The sequence below is a fragment of the Clostridium puniceum genome (genome assembly GCF_002006345.1).
GTDB classification, from domain to species: domain Bacteria; phylum Bacillota; class Clostridia; order Clostridiales; family Clostridiaceae; genus Clostridium; species Clostridium puniceum.
In genome coordinates this window covers 17,147-34,517 of record NZ_LZZM01000174.1, presented here as the reverse complement: position 1 = coordinate 34,517, position 17,371 = coordinate 17,147, and the positions used below count along the sequence as shown (strand labels likewise).

Here is a 17,371-nt window from a genome sequence, read left to right as displayed (position 1 = left end):
TGGTTTCTAATGGATAAATTAATTAGTTACGATTATCTCTAGAAATAGCATCTGCTACAGGATTTGATTTAGCAGAGGTTAAGCCATTTACCTGTTCTATACTTTCTTCACTTGGATGAAAATCATCTTGTGATTTAGGTAAATAAACCTTCTTCATTTTTTCCATATAGGAATCCTTTGATGAAGATGGATCAGTTAATTTTTCATCAGAATTATTCTTTAAGGTTTCGTCATAGGATGTTTTTTCTTTATTCATAATATCACTCCTAACTGTTTACAAATTAAATATATATTTTTTCTCATGTATTTTCAAAATTAAATAAGAAAAATATATAGACAATAATATTGTTTGAAAAAATAATATTATTAATACACCAATCAATGATAAAAAGTTAGGATAAATAAACGAAAAATGGCAATTAATTACGAGATAAATGGCATAATTTATGATATAATTGATTTTGTAAAAGAATACAAATACTGCACAGGAGGAGATAATAATGAAAAAGATGGTAAAAAAATTAGTAATGACTTCATTACTTGCTATGTCTGTAATGGGAGTTATGCCAGTAGCAGCTTCAGCAGAATGGAAGCAAGATGCTGAAAAGCAATACTATTGGATAGAAAATGGCGTAAAAGCACAAGGTTGGAAATCAGTAGACGGGGAATGGTATAATTTTAGAAATGATGGAGTAATGCAAGTAAGCTGGGTTCAAGATAATGGAAATTGGTATTATTTATGGTCTAATGGAGTTATGGCTCATGATGCTTGGTTAGAAAACAAGGGTAGCTGGTATTATTTTGAAGCGGATGGTAAAATGGCATATAATAAAACTACTATTGGGGAAAGAGAATATAATTTTAGTCAGCCAACATATATAATTTCTAATGATTTAGATGGCAAAACTACTACAACTACTACAAGTTCTGCTGTTAAAGTTAAGTAAGGCATACCTAAATGAATTTTTTAATATACCTTGGAGATTTCTCTAAGGTATATTTAGCTTATTTTAAATAAAAAAATATTATCTATATTTCATGTGCAGATATTAAGAGGTATAATATAATTTAAATAGAGAATTTAATAACTTAATAAATTAGGAGGAGTTTCATGAATAAAAATTTAAAACGAATAATTGCACTTACACTTATTCTTAGTGGTTATGAAGCAGTTTCAGCCATAGTACCAGGTGGTAATTTAGATATTACAACTAAAACGGTCTATGCAGCTTCATATAATCCAAGTGATGAAGAATTAAAGACATTAGTTATAAAGTCAACTGATGGAGATACTCTTAATTTAAGAGATGGCTTTAATGGTGATAATGTAAAATTAAGTGATGATAAGGAATATTACGTAAAACTCACAGATGACAGTGACGGAATAAAAATAAATGCAGCACCAGAAGATAGCGATTATATAGTTAGGATCTTTACATCAGATAAATCTGATGCGACAGGAATAAAGCCAGGAGAAGAAATTTCACTTGGAAAAGGAAATACAACTATTTATATAAGAGCTTATGCATCTTTATCAGATTATAGAAAAGCTAAGGATGATAAAAAAGATGTGAGAGTATGTAAAGAAGAGTACACAATAAATGTACTGAAAACAACAGAAAGCTCTGATGAAGATAATAATCAGGATAAAATATATTTAGAAAAGCTTGAACTAAGTAAAGGAAGCATAAACTTTTTAAAACAAAGAACTTCCTATGATGTAAAGGTGGCTGAAGCTGTTGATGAAATAAAAATCACAGCATCGCCAGAATCAGAAGATGATAGAGTTAGAATAGATGGAGCTTTAGTAGAGAAAAGTGATAGCTATAAAAAAACTGTAGACTTAAAGTCTGGTAAAAATGAAATAAAAGTAAAGGTTACAGATGAAGATGATAATCAAAGAACTTATACCTTAAATATAACAAGAGGCAGCTCTTCAAGTAATCAAGATGATGTATATTTAAATGATCTTACAATAAGTAAAGGAGATTTAGATTTTTCAGAAGATGATACAAGCTATAAAGTAGATTTAGATGAAGCAGTAAGTAAAATAACAATAGGTGCAGAGCCAGAAGATGATCAATACTTAGTAACCATTAATGATAAACAAATAAAATCCAGTGATGATTATGAAAAGGAGATTTCTTTATCAAAAGGAAAAAACACTGTAAAAGTTGTAGTTGAAGATGAAGTTAATGATAAAAAAAGAACATATACCTTAACTATAAATAGAGGTAAAGTAGAAGACACTGAAAACACAGATGATTCATCAAGTGTAAAAAGTGGCTGGGTCGAGACTTCAGAAGGCTGGAAGTATAATGATGAAAATGGAGAGGTATTAAAAAATTCATGGCTTTTTGATAAGCAGGCCAATGTATATTGTTATTTAGATGAAAATGGGCTTAGAAAAACTGGCTGGTTTAAAGATAAAGAAAAATGGTACCTATTAGATAATAGAGGAGCTATGCTAACAGGATGGCAAGAAGTAGATGGAAAGAAATATTATCTAGATTCTCAAAGCGGTGCAATGAAGACAGGCTGGTATAAGGAAGTTGTAACCCAAAACAATACAACTGATTCAAATGGTGGGACAAGTGCTAATACTGAAACTATTGAAAACTGGTATTATTTGAACTCAGATGGATCAATGAAGACAGACTGGTTTAATGAGGATGGAAAATGGTACTTTTTAAATACAAATGGCGTAATGCAAAAGGGCTGGTTAATCAGTTCTACTTTAAAATATTATTTGAATTCAGATGGATCAATGGCAACAGGAACTAAAACAATTGATGGAAAAGTATATAAATTTAATATTAATGGAGTTTTAATAAATTAACTAATAATTTAATTAAGCAAGAGTTATAATGGATTATTAAAGAGTAAAAAAATATATAAGCGGGAAGGCTTTGTCATGCTTTCCCGCTTATATATTAAATTTAATTAAAAACTACTATTTTTTACAATTTAGTGATTTTATAAAAATTTTCTTTAGCTACAACAAACCTCAGGGCAATAAGTTATTTTTATGCACTTTAAATATTATTATAGCGTTATACATAATCCCAAAGTTATATGAACTTTAGAGTAAAAAGATTTATAAAAAATTAATAATTCGCTAACAAATTATTTAGAACTATATAGTATACTTAGAAATATGTAGTATAATAGTTATATATTCATAAGTATTTTGAAATTTATGCCATTTATTGAGTATATATAAATGAAGAAAAAATATATAGAGGTTATTTTGCTATATATATTGTAAGATAAATTCTTTAGCAAATTAAGCTTAGATGCTTATTTGAATTTAGAGTATTTTTATAATATATAACTATATATAAGTTAACAGGCTTCATATAGCAATACATTAAAACTTATGAAAATTGAGAAAAATATATAATAATAGAAAGATATTTAAGGAGGAAGAATATGCATAAAAAGATTAAACTTATAATTGCCACAAGTCTTATATTAGGCGCAGTTTCAGGAATATTACCAACAAATGATTTTGTATTAGGAACTACTAAAGCTTATGCATCATCTCATGATGATGACGATGACGACGATGACTATTATGAAGAGGCAGTCTTATCTGGAATATATTTAAGCGAAGGGGATATTGATTTTGACAAAGATAATACTGAATATAATATAAGTGTTAAAAAAGATACCTCTGAAATCACTATTAAAGCAAAACCAGAAGATGATGATTATATAGTTGAAGTTGGCAATACTTATGTAGAAGAAAAAGATGACTATGAAGCAACTGTAAAATTAAAAGAAGGCAACAATACTGTAAAAATATATGTTAAAAGTGATGATGACGATGAAACTTATGTATTAAACATATATAGAGGTGATGTAGCAAAGGTAGTTGATACTAACAAAAATACAACTGCAACAAGCGCTCAAACCTTTACAATAAACAATTCAACAAATAAATTTAATACATGGGATCGTATTGACGGAAAATTAAAATATTTGGATGGAACAGGACAAGTTCTAAAAAATATGTGGTGGTTTGATAAAAGTACAGGAATAAACTATTATTTAAAAGAAGATGGAGCTAGAGCTACAGGCTGGTTCCAAAATAACGGCAATTGGTATTATTTTAATGACAATGGCGAAATGAAAACAGGGTGGGTTTCTATAAATAAAAATTGGTATTATTTAAACAAAAGCGGAGCAATGAAAATGGGTTGGCTTGAAGATTCTGATGGAAATTGGTACTACCTTGATAATAATGGAGCTATGAAAACAGGATGGATTGATGGTTCAAATGGTAAATGGTATTATCTAGATTCAACAGGAAAAATGATTAAGAATTCAACTGTCAATGGGTATCAATTGAATAATGACGGAGTTTTAGCAAACTAAAAAATCACATAGCCGCTTAATTTAAGGAAAAATTAATAATAATTTAAGTGTATAATTATGATTTTAGTGGTAAAATATAATATATTATTAAAGAAAAAATGGAACATTAGGTTCAAAATGGAGGAGTATATATGAATAAGAATATAAAGAAAATAATAGCATTAGCATTAGTTTTAGGATCAGTTTCAGCAATAGCACCAGCCACAAATTTTAACTTATTAACTACAAAAGCTTATGCATCATCTGATGAAAATGATGATGATAAATTTGATAGCTTAAATTTAAAAGATGGAAGTGGATCTAAGATAAGACTTTATGAAGATGATGATTACGATGAAAAAGTAAATGATGATGACGTAGAAGAAGGAGAAACTTATTATGCTAAAACTTCATCAAGTAAGATTAATATTGACATCGATGGAGTAAAGGATAAGTATGTTAAAGTGTTTACATCAGATTCAGATAACGCTAAGGGTAAAGATGTAGATGAAGAAATTTCTATATCAGGTGATAAAACTATTTATATAAAAATATATGATGAAGATGTATCAGGTGAAAAGGTAACATATGATGATGATGATTTTAATTCAATAGGTGAGTATGAAATCGAAATAGAATATAAAGGTGATAGTGATTCAGATGATAACGACGCTGATGACTATGATGATATCTATTTAGATAAACTTACTGTAGATGGTGAAAGTATCGCTTTATCTAATTCAAAGGTTGCTTACAACTATAATGTTGCGAGTAACGTTGATAAAGTAGTAATTAAAGCAGAGCCAGAGGATGATGATTATGATGTTTCAATTGATGGAACTGATGTAGATAGTGATGATAATTATAAAAAGACAGTAACTTTAAAAACTGGTGTAAATGAAATAAAAATAGAACTTGAAGACGATGATGATGAAAGAGATTATACTTTAAAGATAACTAGAGCAGCAGCAACACAAACAGGAACTGTTACAGACGGAGTTGCTACTACTCCTGTTGTGACTAAAAAAGCGGACCAATGGGTACAAGTAAATGGAAGATGGCAATATAATGATTCTCAAGGAAACTCATTAAAAAATACATGGTTCTTCGATAGAAACTATGGAAAATGGTACTTCTTAGGAGTAGATGGCAATATGCAAACAGGATGGATATTAACAGGAGGCAAATACTATTACTTATATAGCGATGGATCAATGGCAGCTAGTACTATAATTGATGGATACAAAGTAGACGCAAGTGGAGCTTGGGTTACTAAATAGATTTATTAAGTAGGACAAGACTATATAAATTTTGGACTACCATAAAATTATCTATAGTTTTGTTGTAGAATAAAATTTAAAATTTAATCATAGTATTTACTAAATAAAAGATTAGGAAGCACTTATTTAAATGCTTCTTAATTTTTTTATATATGCTCTAATAAAAATACGTACAATTTATGTACATTTAATTCGTATGTATTTTAGTAATAACAAATTAAATCTATATCCAGTAAATGCGTGTATGCAGTTTGTTTATAAAAACATATGTATATAACTAAAAATATTAGAATAAAAAATAATAAAAATAAATTCTGTTTGATTAAAAAAGGTACCCAAAATAAATTGGACTACTGTATTATATAGTGTCAATAGAGGATATTAAAGGAATTACAGGAATAAATAAAATAAATTTCTAAAATATCTAAAAAAAGTACCAAAAATAAATTACTAGGTTGTATTATATGATGTAGTAATTAAAGGATACATAGGAAATTAATAAATTAATTTCTAAAATATCTAAAAATAATTTTAAAAAAGTACCAAAAACAAAATTTAAGTTTGTATTATTTAATGACAACTTAGGGTCGTCTAGGAAATATAGAAAATTATAAGATGTAATGGTATTTTATGTACATGCCATATGTAATATGGTATACTATCATGACGAATAAAATTTTATATAAATTGCATATTAAAATAATAGTTTAATATACCATTTATATAAAAATATGAATTTGATAGTATTATATAACTTTACAGGGTTGTACAATAATGCTATAATTTATCTGAATTTAAAATTTTAGGAGGAAAGAAATTTATGTTTAAAAGAGCAAATAAAATTACAGCTTTAGTAGTAGCTGCTGCATCAATCATGTCAGTAGTACCAGCTATGGCAGTAGAAAAATTAGGAACTAAAGATGGTACTGTTACAGAAGGTGTTGCTTTCGACAACGGTAACTATGCTTACTATGGTTACAGAACTGATGATGATGATACTGGAATCTGGTACAATGGCGGAAAAGGTGAAAAAGATAAAGCTATCGAAGATTTAGAAGATTATGAATTACACACTAACTCTACAAAATATGGAGAAAAGTATGCTTATGTTACTGAAAATGGTAACAGTGATGAATACTTAGTAGATTTATCAAATGGTAAAATTGCTGATGAAGATACTCCAGAAGATCAAGAAGCTTCAGCTAAAGCTAAATTAATTTCAGCATTAAAGAAAGCTGAAAGATACAATAACACTTCAGATGATGACCATAAAATTACTGACAGTGATGTAAGTACAGAAAGATTATTCAAAAACCAATTTGGTGAACTTTGGTATCAATATACTACAACTTCAGCAAATTCTACATTAGATGATGTTGATGGAGCTGTAATTACAACAACTGCTGGTGGAGCTTCTTATTTTGGTGGTTCAGTATTTACTGGATTCACTAATACATCTGGAAAATACATTGATGCTTCTTACTTAGCTAACTTAAAAGTATACAATGCAAGAAAAAATAAAGCTACAGTAATAGAACAATTCGGAAAAATATACAAAGATGAAGCTTTAAAAGTTGACTTAAAAGGTCTTAAGTCATTAGCTCAAGATAAAGATTATATCTATGCTCTTGCTACAGTAGATGTTACTTATTATCCAGTAGTAAATGGAGCATTTGATTTTAGTGAGGATGCTGCAAAAGTAGTTACACCTCAATACTTCATTCAAAAGATTTCTAAAGAAAGAGACAGTTCAAAAGAAGATGGAGCTTACGTTCCAAAGAGTGTTGATTCTTGGCAAGTAGATGATGGTTCTATATTTGATGTAGATGACGACAACGATGTAGCATTCAAAGCTTTAACAAGCCAAATTGATGGTCAAACTGAACCATCTAAATATGCAGTAAAAGACGGAGTTCTTTATGTAACACTTATGGAAGATAAAGATACTGTACATGTTTATAAATTAAAATTAGGAAAAGATAAGCGTGATCTTGCTAAAGATACTAAACTTACAGGTTCAGATCTTACAGAATTAAAATCTAAATTAGGTGAAGATATCGATATGACTATCGTAACTTTAGATGAAGATGATGATGCAGATGCATCATTAGGATTTGAATCAGTATCTATAGATGTTGATGGAAACACTTGGACAATTGATGATGGAGAAATCTCTATGTTTGATGGAGATGAATTCAAGGTTCAATACAAGACTGACAGATCATTCGACAGACTTGATGTATACAACAAGGATTCATTAATAGCTTGGGAAGATGGAGAAGATGCTTACACAACTGTTCAAGAAGGTAAAGACCAAACAGTTTCTGATGGTGACACTATCGAACCAAGAGTAACTACTCCAGCTACAGTAGGTTGGAAGCAAGAAGCAACAGGTTGGACATTCTACGATGTAAATGGTGCTAAAGTTGCTAGCAAATGGGTAAATGACAACGGTACTTGGTACTACATCAAAGCTGATGGAATCATGGCTACTGGTTGGTACAATGACAATGGTACTTGGTACTTCTTAAAAGGTAATGGAGCTATGGCTACTGGTTGGTACAATGACAACGGTACTTGGTACTACTTAGCAGGATCAGGAGCAATGTTAGCTAACACAACTGTTGATGGTTATCAATTAGGAGCTTCAGGAGCTTGGATTCAATAGTATTTAAATAATTGACAAGCTATATATTAATATAGTTTATCAATTTAAGAAAGGATGAGGCTAAGCCTCATCCTTTTTGTATATAAAGACATAAATCACAATTATATTTAAGAGGGGGACAATAATATGAGTAAAATAATTAAACGAATAATTTCATCTTTACTTGTAATTTCTGCTTTTGCAGCAATAGAACCAGCAAGTCATATTAATTTGATTACAGAAGAAGCATATGCAGCATCTTTTAAGTCTAGTGATGATGCACTTCTTAAATCATTAGATACAAGTAAAGGATCTGTAAAATTTTCAAGTACAAAATCAAGTGCTACTGTAAAGGTAAAAAGTAGTGTTGATGAAGTTAAAATTACAGCTGAAGGTAAAGAAAGTGATTACGAGATTTCTATCGATGGAGACACTGCAGATACAGGAGAAAGTGAAAAAACTGTAGACTTAGATAAAGGAAGAAATAAAATAAAAATAACTGTAAAAGACCCAAGTGGAGATAAGACTTCAGCAACATATTATTTATATATAACTAGAGGAACTTCCTCAAGTAGCGATGACGATGATGATGACGATGATGATGTTTACTTAGATGATATAACTGTAAGTGGAACTGACATTTCATTTTCTAGAAATACAAGAACGTATAATATTGAAGTAGCTGATTCTGTTGATGAAGTGAGAATTAAAGCAGAACCAGATGATGATGATGATACTGTAGAAATTGATGGAACAGAAGTAGATGACGATGATAGTTACAAAAGATGGGTAACTTTAGATAAAGGGAAAAATGTAATTAAAATAACAGTGGAAGATGATGATGATAATGAGAGAACATATACTTTAAATATATACAGAGGTGTAAAAGCACCTTCAACAAATACTGGAGCTGGCGAAATTGATGAAAGTCAAGATTCTATTTATTTAGATAATTTAGAATTATATGACTCTGGAATTGACATAAACTATAGACCTAAGGTTACTTATTATGAGGTAAATGTCAAAGAAGATTATGATAACGTTATAGTTAAAGCAGAACCAGATGATGATGATGATGTTGTTCGCGTTAACGGTAATAAAGTTAAAGATGCTAATTATAATTCAAGAGTATATTTACAAAAAGGTAAAAATATCATTAAGGTAAAAGTTAATAACGATGAAGATAGTGATGATGATGATTACGAAGAAAGAACATATACTATTGTTGTAAATAGAGGAACTTTTACAGACACGACTAATAGTACTAATGCCAATAACACAAATACTACTACTGACAATAGCAGTAATTCTAATTCAGGAAATACTAATACTGCAAATTCAGCAGCTAAAGCCAATCAATGGGTAAAAAATAGCAATGGTCAATGGACATACAATGACGACCTAGGAAAACCTATGACAAATAGTTGGTTTTTTGATAAAAGTTATGGTAAGTGGTATAAACTTGGATTTGATGGAAGTATGCGTACAGGCTGGCAATATGAAGGTGCAAATACCTATTATTTAAATGAAGATGGATCTATGCAAATAGGTTGGAAATATATAGGCAACTCGTGGTACTATTTCAATGCTAATGGAACTATAAAAACAGGATGGTTCCAAAACAATGATGGGAAATGGTATTACTTCTATCCAGGTGGTGTAATGGCTTCGAATATAAAGGTAAGTGGATATCGCTTAGGGGAAGATGGAGCTATGGTATAGTAAAAAGAATAAGGAAAAGAGTTATATCAAAATGGAAATTCTATTTTGATATAACTCCTTTTTTATTAATATATATAGCAAAGTATAGAAATTTTGAAGTATCAAAAATCTATAAAACTTATTTTATAGTATGAATAATTAACAATTTAATATACATTCTCAAAAGTTTATTGATTCAAATTTACTATACAGCTTTAATAATGCAAACTATAAAATTTATTAATTAAAACTTGTATTAGATTCCTGTTTATAGACTAATTCGGTAAAAGTTACAGAGTGAAATATTTATGCTTTTAAAGATTTTCTATTCATATAGTTAAGTGCAATTCCAATGCCTAAGACTATCCAAAATACGGGAGCCACACTGACAACTGAATCGTTGAAAAGTCCAGCAAATAAATATCCTACAACACCAAGACAGGTTACAGAACCAAATACTTGAGGTTTCTCATAATATTTTTTGAAAGCGTATAATTTAACACTATCAGCAATATAAATAATCATAATAGCTAAAAATGCCAACAATGCAATAAAACCATTATTTAAGGCAATTTGCAGATAAAGATTATGTGGTTTATCTACCACCATATTAGGGACATCATATGCATAATATTTGCCTATAAGATCATTTTGAGGGAATCTAAAAGCAAAAGTATCAGGTCCGCCGCCTAAGATTAGATTATTCTTAATCATAGGAATTGATCTTGACCAAATATATCCTCTAGCAGAACCGAGCTTTTCCTTACCATTGAAACCAAAAGTTTCGGGATATTCTATATCAACATCTTTATTAATATTTATATTAAACATATGTATGCTGTTATTATCTTTTAAAGCAAAGGTAAACGTAGGCTGATTGTTGATATTTAAAATAATACCATCTGCTCTAGTTGATTTATTAGTCATTTTAGCAATGGTAAGAGTAATGTTTTTAAAGTTTTCATTAGTGGTGGTATATACTTTATCAGTTTTTACGTAAGGTACAATTTCATCTTTTGAATTTTTAAATATAAATTGATTGTTTTCATAAGACATTTTTAAAGTATCATTTTGTAATATAACTTGTGCATCTTTATCGGTATATACTATATCCTTAACTGGAGTATGTTCTTTATAATCAAAATCACTAGTATCTTTAAAAACACTTAATATATCACTTGCTAAAGTTGGTATTCTCTCGAAAATAGAACCTTTAGTTGCAAAGTTAAGACCCGTAGCTATGACTAATATAGAAACGAAAAATATTAAAAGTGGTTTCCATTTTTGAATAATTAATTTCCAAAATATAACAACTCCTAAAACAGTTGCAGCAAAAATACCAATAATACCAGCACGGGAAGTACTTCCGAATAATAACCATACAGAAAGTAAAGTGCCAATTCCTAAAGATAATTTATGCATAATATCTTCATCTTCAAATATTGTTAAACAAAATAATATAGGTAAAGTAATAGCTACAAAGCTGCCAACATAGTTGTAATGGAATAGAGTACCATATAATTTTCCTGCTTCATAAAGTAAATTCATTTTCGAATTAGGAGTTTGATATTCACTAGGAATAACAATTTTAGTACCTAAATTAGTTTTAATTAAATCTTGACCAGCATATTGGAAAATTCCTAAAAAAGCATTAATAGCAACTAAAATGAGAATGGGAGTAATTACATATTTATAATCATTTGTAGTTTTGAAAGCATAAATTGAGTATATGAGCAAAATCAAATAACAAATAATTGTAATAAGTCCTTCTGCTCTATCAAACATTCCCCAAATAGCTACTTCTCTATATGAAGAAAACACTGTAGAAAGAAAAGTAAAAATTAAGAATATACTAGCTGCAATTAAAATTGAATTAATAACCTTGTCTCTTTTTTCAAATATTCTTTTGAAGAATACTACACTGATACCAAGCAAAATAACACAAAAAATTAGTAACAGAAAAGCTTTCCTTTGAGAAAACAAATCACTTTTAGAATTTGCTCCAAATAGATTAAGAGTATCTTGGTCAGGTGTTAATGGTGTCATACGAACAATTAAAGGTACGATTGCCAAAATAAATGCAACGGGAAAGAAAAAATTAATGTTTTTTTTGTTTTGAGTATTTTTAATACTTTCCAATTCTTTTACACATCCTAATTATTATTTTTGTACAAAATATTAAAAATAATAAGCCTATTATATAAGTTTGTAGACTTGCTATTTATTGAATATCACCAATTTGTGATTAACTTACAAAAAGTTATAATGCTTTTGTAAAACTAGGTTGCAAAATGAATATTTATAAAATATTCATAGGTTAAAATTGTTTTATTTTATAGCTTCTTGTAAATTAATCAGATTAGTATACAAATATTTAATATTATAGCATTGTAAGTAAGCTATTGCAATAAATTAGGATATTACTATTAGTAGATTAACATTAATACTAAGGAAAATTTCAGATTTCAACATATTAAGTAAAATATATTTATTTAATATGCATATGAAAGATATTTTAGGAGTAATAAAAGTTGATTTATATGTTTTAAGAGATGGCTTGTAGGATATAATATTTGGCTAAATTTCAAATGTTCACTGTATTTCTAAAATATACAGTGAACATTTAAAATATAAACATGCTTATTATAAATGAGATTTATATTCGTTACAAATAATATCAACTGTATTTGGTAAAACGGTGTCTAATGAGTAACACTTTGCCAGTTGTTGGCTTTTAATATTCATTTTACTTAATAAATTTTTATCTTCATATATGGTTTTAATATAACAGCAAAATTCATCAATATCATTATATTGAAATAAAAATCCATTTTCATTAGGGACAACTAAATCAGAGTGACCTTTCACATTAGATGCAACTATAGGTAATCCAACACTCATAGCTTCCATAATATTAAAGGGTAAGCCTTCACTTCGGCTTGAGGAGACGCATATATCAGATAATTGATAGTATGTACAAGTATCTTTTGTATAACCAGTAAAAACTACGTTATTGCTAATACCTAACTCCTTAACGTAGTTTTTTAATTCCTCTAGCAATGCCCCATCACCAAGTAAAACTAGTTTTATATTTGTAAAACCATCTGATATTAGTCTTTTAACTGAAGATATTAAAAATCTTTGGTTTTTACGTTTAGAAAATTCAGCCACATAAACTAGCAGAAAATCATCATCTTTAAAAGAATGTTCTTTTCTAAGTGCAATTTTATCTTCAAGTGATGTTGGTTGGAAGGAGGATAAATCTATGCCCATTCCATCTATTTTATATAGATTGTCTTTATAAAATTTGTGTTTTGCGGCAATGTCATAATCCTCAGAATTCATTACAATTATAGTGTTAGTAACGCACTTGGTGAATTTTTCAGCTAAGAGCATAATTGTTTTCTTTAAAAAAGAACTCTTCCTATCAAATAAATAACCATGAACAGTATTAATAACTAATTTAGGCTTTTTGAACGATAATATTATTCCAAGCCTTGTAAAAAAAGCTGCAAGTGCTGTATGAAGGTTTATAATATCGTAGTTTTCAGCTTTTATTACTTTAGAAATTCTAAATGAAATAATAATATTTTTAATTGAAAACATATTTTTTTCAAAGGAAATAGGGATGATCTTATCAACATATGGAATGGCAGATTTATTATTAGGTTTACCCATAATATGTATAATGTATCCTTGTTTCTTAAATTGTTCTAGGTAAGGAATATGAAAATTTTCTATATGTGATAAGGTTGAAGCTGAAAAAAGTATTTTCTTCATATTATTATCCTCCAGTAAGAAAATGATTAAAAAATAAACAGATTTAATATATATATTAATATAAGTTTTCACTTCTATACTCTGATAGTCTATTTTTATTTGAACTATAAAATTAAAAATTTATATATGTTTTTAACAGAATGAATTAATCAGAGTTTATATATTTGAATAGGATTAAGTATTATAATATTACTTAATAAGTTGTTCATTGTTTTTAAGACCTTTAAAAACTGTTTTAAACAATATACTTATATCCATTAGTAAACTCCAATTTTCAATATAATATATATCAAATTCAATTCTCTTTTTAATTGAAGTGTCACCTCTATAACCATTAACCTGGGCTAGCCCAGTTATTCCTGGTTTTATTTGATGTTTTACCATATAAAGAGGGATTTCATCTTTGAAATTATCAACAAAGTGAGGAAGCTCTGGTCTAGGGCCTATTAAACTCATATCACCTTTTAATACATTAAAAAATTGAGGTAATTCATCTATAGAAAATTTACGAATAAAAGAACCAAATTTAGTTTTTCTAGGATCAACATTGGTGCTCCAACCAGTTTCTTCTTTAGTGTTAATTTTCATGGATCTAAATTTATACATAGTAAATATAGTCTTATTTAAACCTACACGGTTTTGTTTAAAGATAACAGGACCTTTTGAAGTGCATTTGATAATTATGGCAGTAACGACCATTATAGGGCTTGTACAGATAATTAAAATAAGAGAACCTAATATATCTATAGCTCTTTTGGTAAATGCATTGCCTAAATTATCTAAAGGAATTCTTCTAACATTAATAATAGGAATATTTCCAATTTGATCAATATAAGGCTGACTTGGAATGTATTTATAACAAAATGGAATTATAGAAATCTTAGTACCAGTCTTTTCACAATCTGAAACTATATTTTCTATAAATTTTGCATCAGATACGTCAAGGGCGCAAACCACTTCATCAGGTTTATTTTTATTTAAAACCTCATATAAATCATCATAATTACCAAGCTTTTCACCTTTAAAATTTGAATTATTTGCAACATATCCAGAATAATTGTAACCATAATGTCTATTACCTTTAATGACTTCTAAATATTCATTTGCAACCTCGCCACCACCAACAATTATTACATGCTTTAAATTTAAACCTTTAGAACGATATTTTGATAAAGTTTTTCTTAAAATAAATCGCTTAGTTATAATTAAAGTAATGTTTACAAAATAAAAAATAATAAGAACCCATCTGGAGATATCAACAAGTCTAAAAATAAATAATAAAGAAAGTAAAACTGCTGTAAGTATAGTGTTTGCTTTAATAATTTGAGTACACTCTTTAATGAAGGTGGTAGTTCTAAAAGAATGATAAAGATTAAAAAAGTTAAAGATAATAAGATTTATAGGAACTATAATAACTGAAAATTTAATATAGGTAGTTATTTTAATATAATCGGTATCTGCTGAAAATATATGAAAACGAATTATATATGCAAAAATCATTGATAAAAATAAGATTATAATATCTGAAACAGCATTAAATTTATTTAGCAAAGTTTGATTTTCTTTTATCATTAATATAAGCCTCCCATTATGAGATTAAATATTTCTAACTTAACTAGCTGTATAATATCATTTTAGAAGGAATTTTGCAATAAATTGAAGTTATAGTTATGTGATTTTCATTGACTTGATTTGGATATTTATAAGTGAATAACATTGTGATTTAATATAACAAATTTAATAGCTATTTTCCTGTAGCTGAAATAACTGCCATAGACAAATATTATGAAATTCATTTATTTATTTTTTAGAATATGGTAAAATTATAGGTAGAATGCAAAAATAATGTATTAAATAATGCATATAAGTATTTAAAGTTAATTTTATATTTATCTATGTATTATTTTAGTGTTGGATTATAAAAGTATAAACATTGTAAGTAATGATTTGTAAATTTTAAATATACTAGAAAGAAGTGATATTTTTGACGAAGGGAATAATACTAGCAGGCGGAAGTGGAACAAGACTTTATCCTTTAACTATGGTAACTTCAAAGCAGCTTTTGCCAGTATATGATAAACCCATGATTTATTATCCATTATCAACGTTGATGTTAGCAGGAATTAGAGATATATTAATAATCTCAACACCACAGGATTTACCTAATTTTAAAAAGTTATTAGGTGATGGTTCTAGATATGGTATAAATTTATCTTATAAGGAGCAGCCATCTCCAGATGGACTTGCACAAGCTTTTATATTAGGAGAAGAGTTCATTGGTAATGATAATTGTGCTATGATACTTGGAGATAACATATTCCATGGAAATGGACTTACAAAACATTTGAAAAAAGCTGTAGAAAATAAAGGACGCGCAACAGTTTTTGGTTATTATGTAGATGATCCAGAGCGTTTTGGAGTAGTAGAGTTTGATGAAAATGGAAAAGCTATATCCTTAGAAGAAAAGCCAGTAAAGCCAAAATCTAATTATGCAGTTACAGGACTTTATTTTTATGATAATAAGGTATGTGAATACGCAAAGAAACTAAAACCATCGCCAAGGGGAGAACTAGAAATTACTGATTTAAATAAGGTTTATCTTGAAAATGAAAAGTTAGATGTGATAACCCTTGGTCGTGGATATGGCTGGCTTGATACAGGAACAGTTGATAGTTTAACAGAAGCGGCTGAATATGTAAAAGTTATTGAAACTAGGCAAGGGCTTAAAATTGCGTGTTTAGAAGAGATCTCTTACAAAAATGGCTGGATTGATAAAGAAACACTACTGGAAAGTGCAGAGCAATATGGGAAAAGTCCTTATGGACAGCATTTAAAAAATGTTGCTGAAGGAAAAGTTATTTATTAATTGACAATTGATAGGAGAATTTAATAATTGGCAGAGATAATTAAGTGAGAAAATATAAAAGTTTTTCTTGATAGAAGAGATTTTAAGAAATTCCTATAGATATTTCATATTTAATTGTCAAATATCTATTTGGATGATCACTTGAAAAAGGAGAGTATATATGAAACTAACAAAAACAAAATTAGAAGGTGTGTACATTGTTGAGCCTCAAGTTTTTGGAGATGAAAGAGGCTGGTTTATGGAAACTTATTCTAAAATTAAAACGCCAGAAATAGCTTGTGATTTTATACAAGACAATCAATCATATTCAAAGGGAAAAGGGATACTTAGAGGAATTCATTTTCAAAACGGTGAACATGCTCAAGCAAAATTAGTACGTTGTGTTAGAGGTGCAGTGTTAGACGTTGCAGTTGATTTAAGAAAAGAATCACCAACATATAAGCAGTGGGTAGCTGTTGAGCTTTCAGCAGAAAATAAAAAGCAGTTTTTTATTCCAAGAGGATTTGGACATGGTTTTGTAACTTTGACAAATGATGTTGAGTTTGTTTACAAAACAGATAATTATTATAATTATGAAAGTGATAGAAGCATTAAGTTCGATGATCCAGAAATTGGTGTTGAATGGGGAATAGAAAATCCAATTCTTTCAGAAAAAGATAAAAAGGCACCATTACTTAAGGATAGTGATTGTACTTATATTTATAGATAATTGTCAATTGACAGGTGACAATTATCAAT

At 28.4% G+C, this 17,371-nt stretch carries 12 protein-coding genes; 8 read left to right on the top strand and 4 right to left on the bottom strand.

The genetic code is table 11. The annotated features are described in order from the left end of the window. Window positions 1-22: 22 nt before the first annotated feature. Entirely contained in the window at window positions 23-256 is a 234-nt protein-coding gene (locus tag CLPUN_RS13740; protein ID WP_077847832.1) for a hypothetical protein, read from the bottom strand. 244 nt (window positions 257-500) lie between these two features. Between CLPUN_RS13740 and CLPUN_RS13735 the strand changes: the two genes are divergently transcribed. The 6 genes from CLPUN_RS13735 to CLPUN_RS13710 all read left to right on the top strand — a co-directional run bounded on the left by CLPUN_RS13735 (window position 501) and on the right by CLPUN_RS13710 (window position 10,008). Further along, entirely contained in the window at window positions 501-947 is a 447-nt protein-coding gene (locus CLPUN_RS13735; RefSeq protein WP_077847831.1) for a hypothetical protein, read from the top strand. Window positions 948-1,111: 164 nt separating this feature from the next. Beyond that, complete coding sequence (locus CLPUN_RS13730; protein WP_077847830.1) at window positions 1,112-2,839, top strand: N-acetylmuramoyl-L-alanine amidase family protein; 1,728 nt, start codon at window positions 1,112-1,114, stop codon at window positions 2,837-2,839. 593 nt (window positions 2,840-3,432) lie between these two features. Further along, on the top strand, window positions 3,433-4,380 hold the full coding sequence (locus CLPUN_RS13725) for an N-acetylmuramoyl-L-alanine amidase family protein (protein WP_077847829.1): 948 nt from the start codon (window positions 3,433-3,435) through the stop codon (window positions 4,378-4,380). 131 nt (window positions 4,381-4,511) lie between these two features. Then, the gene (locus CLPUN_RS13720) at window positions 4,512-5,639 is read left to right on the top strand and encodes a cadherin-like beta sandwich domain-containing protein (protein ID WP_077847828.1); all 1,128 of its coding nucleotides are present in this window, start codon (window positions 4,512-4,514) and stop codon (window positions 5,637-5,639) included. A gap of 820 nt (window positions 5,640-6,459) precedes the next feature. After that, window positions 6,460-8,307 (top strand): N-acetylmuramoyl-L-alanine amidase family protein, encoded by a 1,848-nt coding sequence (locus tag CLPUN_RS13715; protein ID WP_077847827.1) that lies wholly within the window; start codon window positions 6,460-6,462, stop codon window positions 8,305-8,307. Between the two features lie 126 nt (window positions 8,308-8,433). Further along, window positions 8,434-10,008 carry a cadherin-like beta sandwich domain-containing protein gene (locus CLPUN_RS13710; RefSeq protein WP_077847826.1) on the top strand — a complete coding sequence of 525 codons (1,575 nt, stop codon included), beginning with the start codon at window positions 8,434-8,436 and terminating at the stop codon, window positions 10,006-10,008. A gap of 285 nt (window positions 10,009-10,293) precedes the next feature. Here the strand turns inward: CLPUN_RS13710 and CLPUN_RS13705 are convergent, their stop codons facing one another. The 3 genes from CLPUN_RS13705 to CLPUN_RS13695 all read right to left on the bottom strand — a co-directional run bounded on the left by CLPUN_RS13705 (window position 10,294) and on the right by CLPUN_RS13695 (window position 15,339). Further along, on the bottom strand, window positions 10,294-12,126 hold the full coding sequence (locus CLPUN_RS13705; RefSeq protein ID WP_077847825.1) for an O-antigen ligase family protein: 1,833 nt from the start codon (window positions 12,124-12,126) through the stop codon (window positions 10,294-10,296). 504 nt (window positions 12,127-12,630) lie between these two features. Beyond that, window positions 12,631-13,767, bottom strand: coding sequence for a glycosyltransferase (locus CLPUN_RS13700; RefSeq protein ID WP_077847824.1), 1,137 nt, complete (start codon window positions 13,765-13,767; stop codon window positions 12,631-12,633). 189 nt (window positions 13,768-13,956) lie between these two features. After that, a complete protein-coding gene (locus tag CLPUN_RS13695; protein WP_077847823.1) occupies window positions 13,957-15,339 on the bottom strand; it encodes an undecaprenyl-phosphate glucose phosphotransferase in 1,383 nt (460 codons plus the stop codon). Window positions 15,340-15,751: 412 nt separating this feature from the next. Here CLPUN_RS13695 and rfbA point away from each other — a divergent pair, with 412 nt between their 5' ends. Together rfbA and rfbC are read left to right on the top strand one after the other, a co-directional pair. Then, on the top strand, window positions 15,752-16,633 hold the full coding sequence (rfbA, locus tag CLPUN_RS13690; protein ID WP_077847822.1) for a glucose-1-phosphate thymidylyltransferase RfbA: 882 nt from the start codon (window positions 15,752-15,754) through the stop codon (window positions 16,631-16,633). Between the two features lie 160 nt (window positions 16,634-16,793). Next, entirely contained in the window at window positions 16,794-17,342 is a 549-nt protein-coding gene (rfbC, locus tag CLPUN_RS13685) for a dTDP-4-dehydrorhamnose 3,5-epimerase (RefSeq protein ID WP_077847821.1), read from the top strand. Window positions 17,343-17,371: the final 29 nt, after the last annotated feature.

What these genes read in the sequence shown, in the direction of transcription:
- CLPUN_RS13740 (WP_077847832.1), bottom strand. Translation starts at nt 256, where the DNA reads ATGAATAAAGAAAAAACATCCTATGACGAAACCTTAAAGAATAATTCT.
- CLPUN_RS13695 (WP_077847823.1), bottom strand. Translation starts at nt 15,339, where the DNA reads ATGATAAAAGAAAATCAAACTTTGCTAAATAAATTTAATGCTGTTTCA.
- CLPUN_RS13725 (WP_077847829.1), top strand. Translation starts at nt 3,433, where the DNA reads ATGCATAAAAAGATTAAACTTATAATTGCCACAAGTCTTATATTAGGC.
- CLPUN_RS13710 (WP_077847826.1), top strand. Translation starts at nt 8,434, where the DNA reads ATGAGTAAAATAATTAAACGAATAATTTCATCTTTACTTGTAATTTCT.
- CLPUN_RS13730 (WP_077847830.1), top strand. Translation starts at nt 1,112, where the DNA reads ATGAATAAAAATTTAAAACGAATAATTGCACTTACACTTATTCTTAGT.
- CLPUN_RS13715 (WP_077847827.1), top strand. Translation starts at nt 6,460, where the DNA reads ATGTTTAAAAGAGCAAATAAAATTACAGCTTTAGTAGTAGCTGCTGCA.
- rfbC (WP_077847821.1), top strand. Translation starts at nt 16,794, where the DNA reads ATGAAACTAACAAAAACAAAATTAGAAGGTGTGTACATTGTTGAGCCT.
- CLPUN_RS13735 (WP_077847831.1), top strand. Translation starts at nt 501, where the DNA reads ATGAAAAAGATGGTAAAAAAATTAGTAATGACTTCATTACTTGCTATG.
- CLPUN_RS13700 (WP_077847824.1), bottom strand. Translation starts at nt 13,767, where the DNA reads ATGAAGAAAATACTTTTTTCAGCTTCAACCTTATCACATATAGAAAAT.
- CLPUN_RS13720 (WP_077847828.1), top strand. Translation starts at nt 4,512, where the DNA reads ATGAATAAGAATATAAAGAAAATAATAGCATTAGCATTAGTTTTAGGA.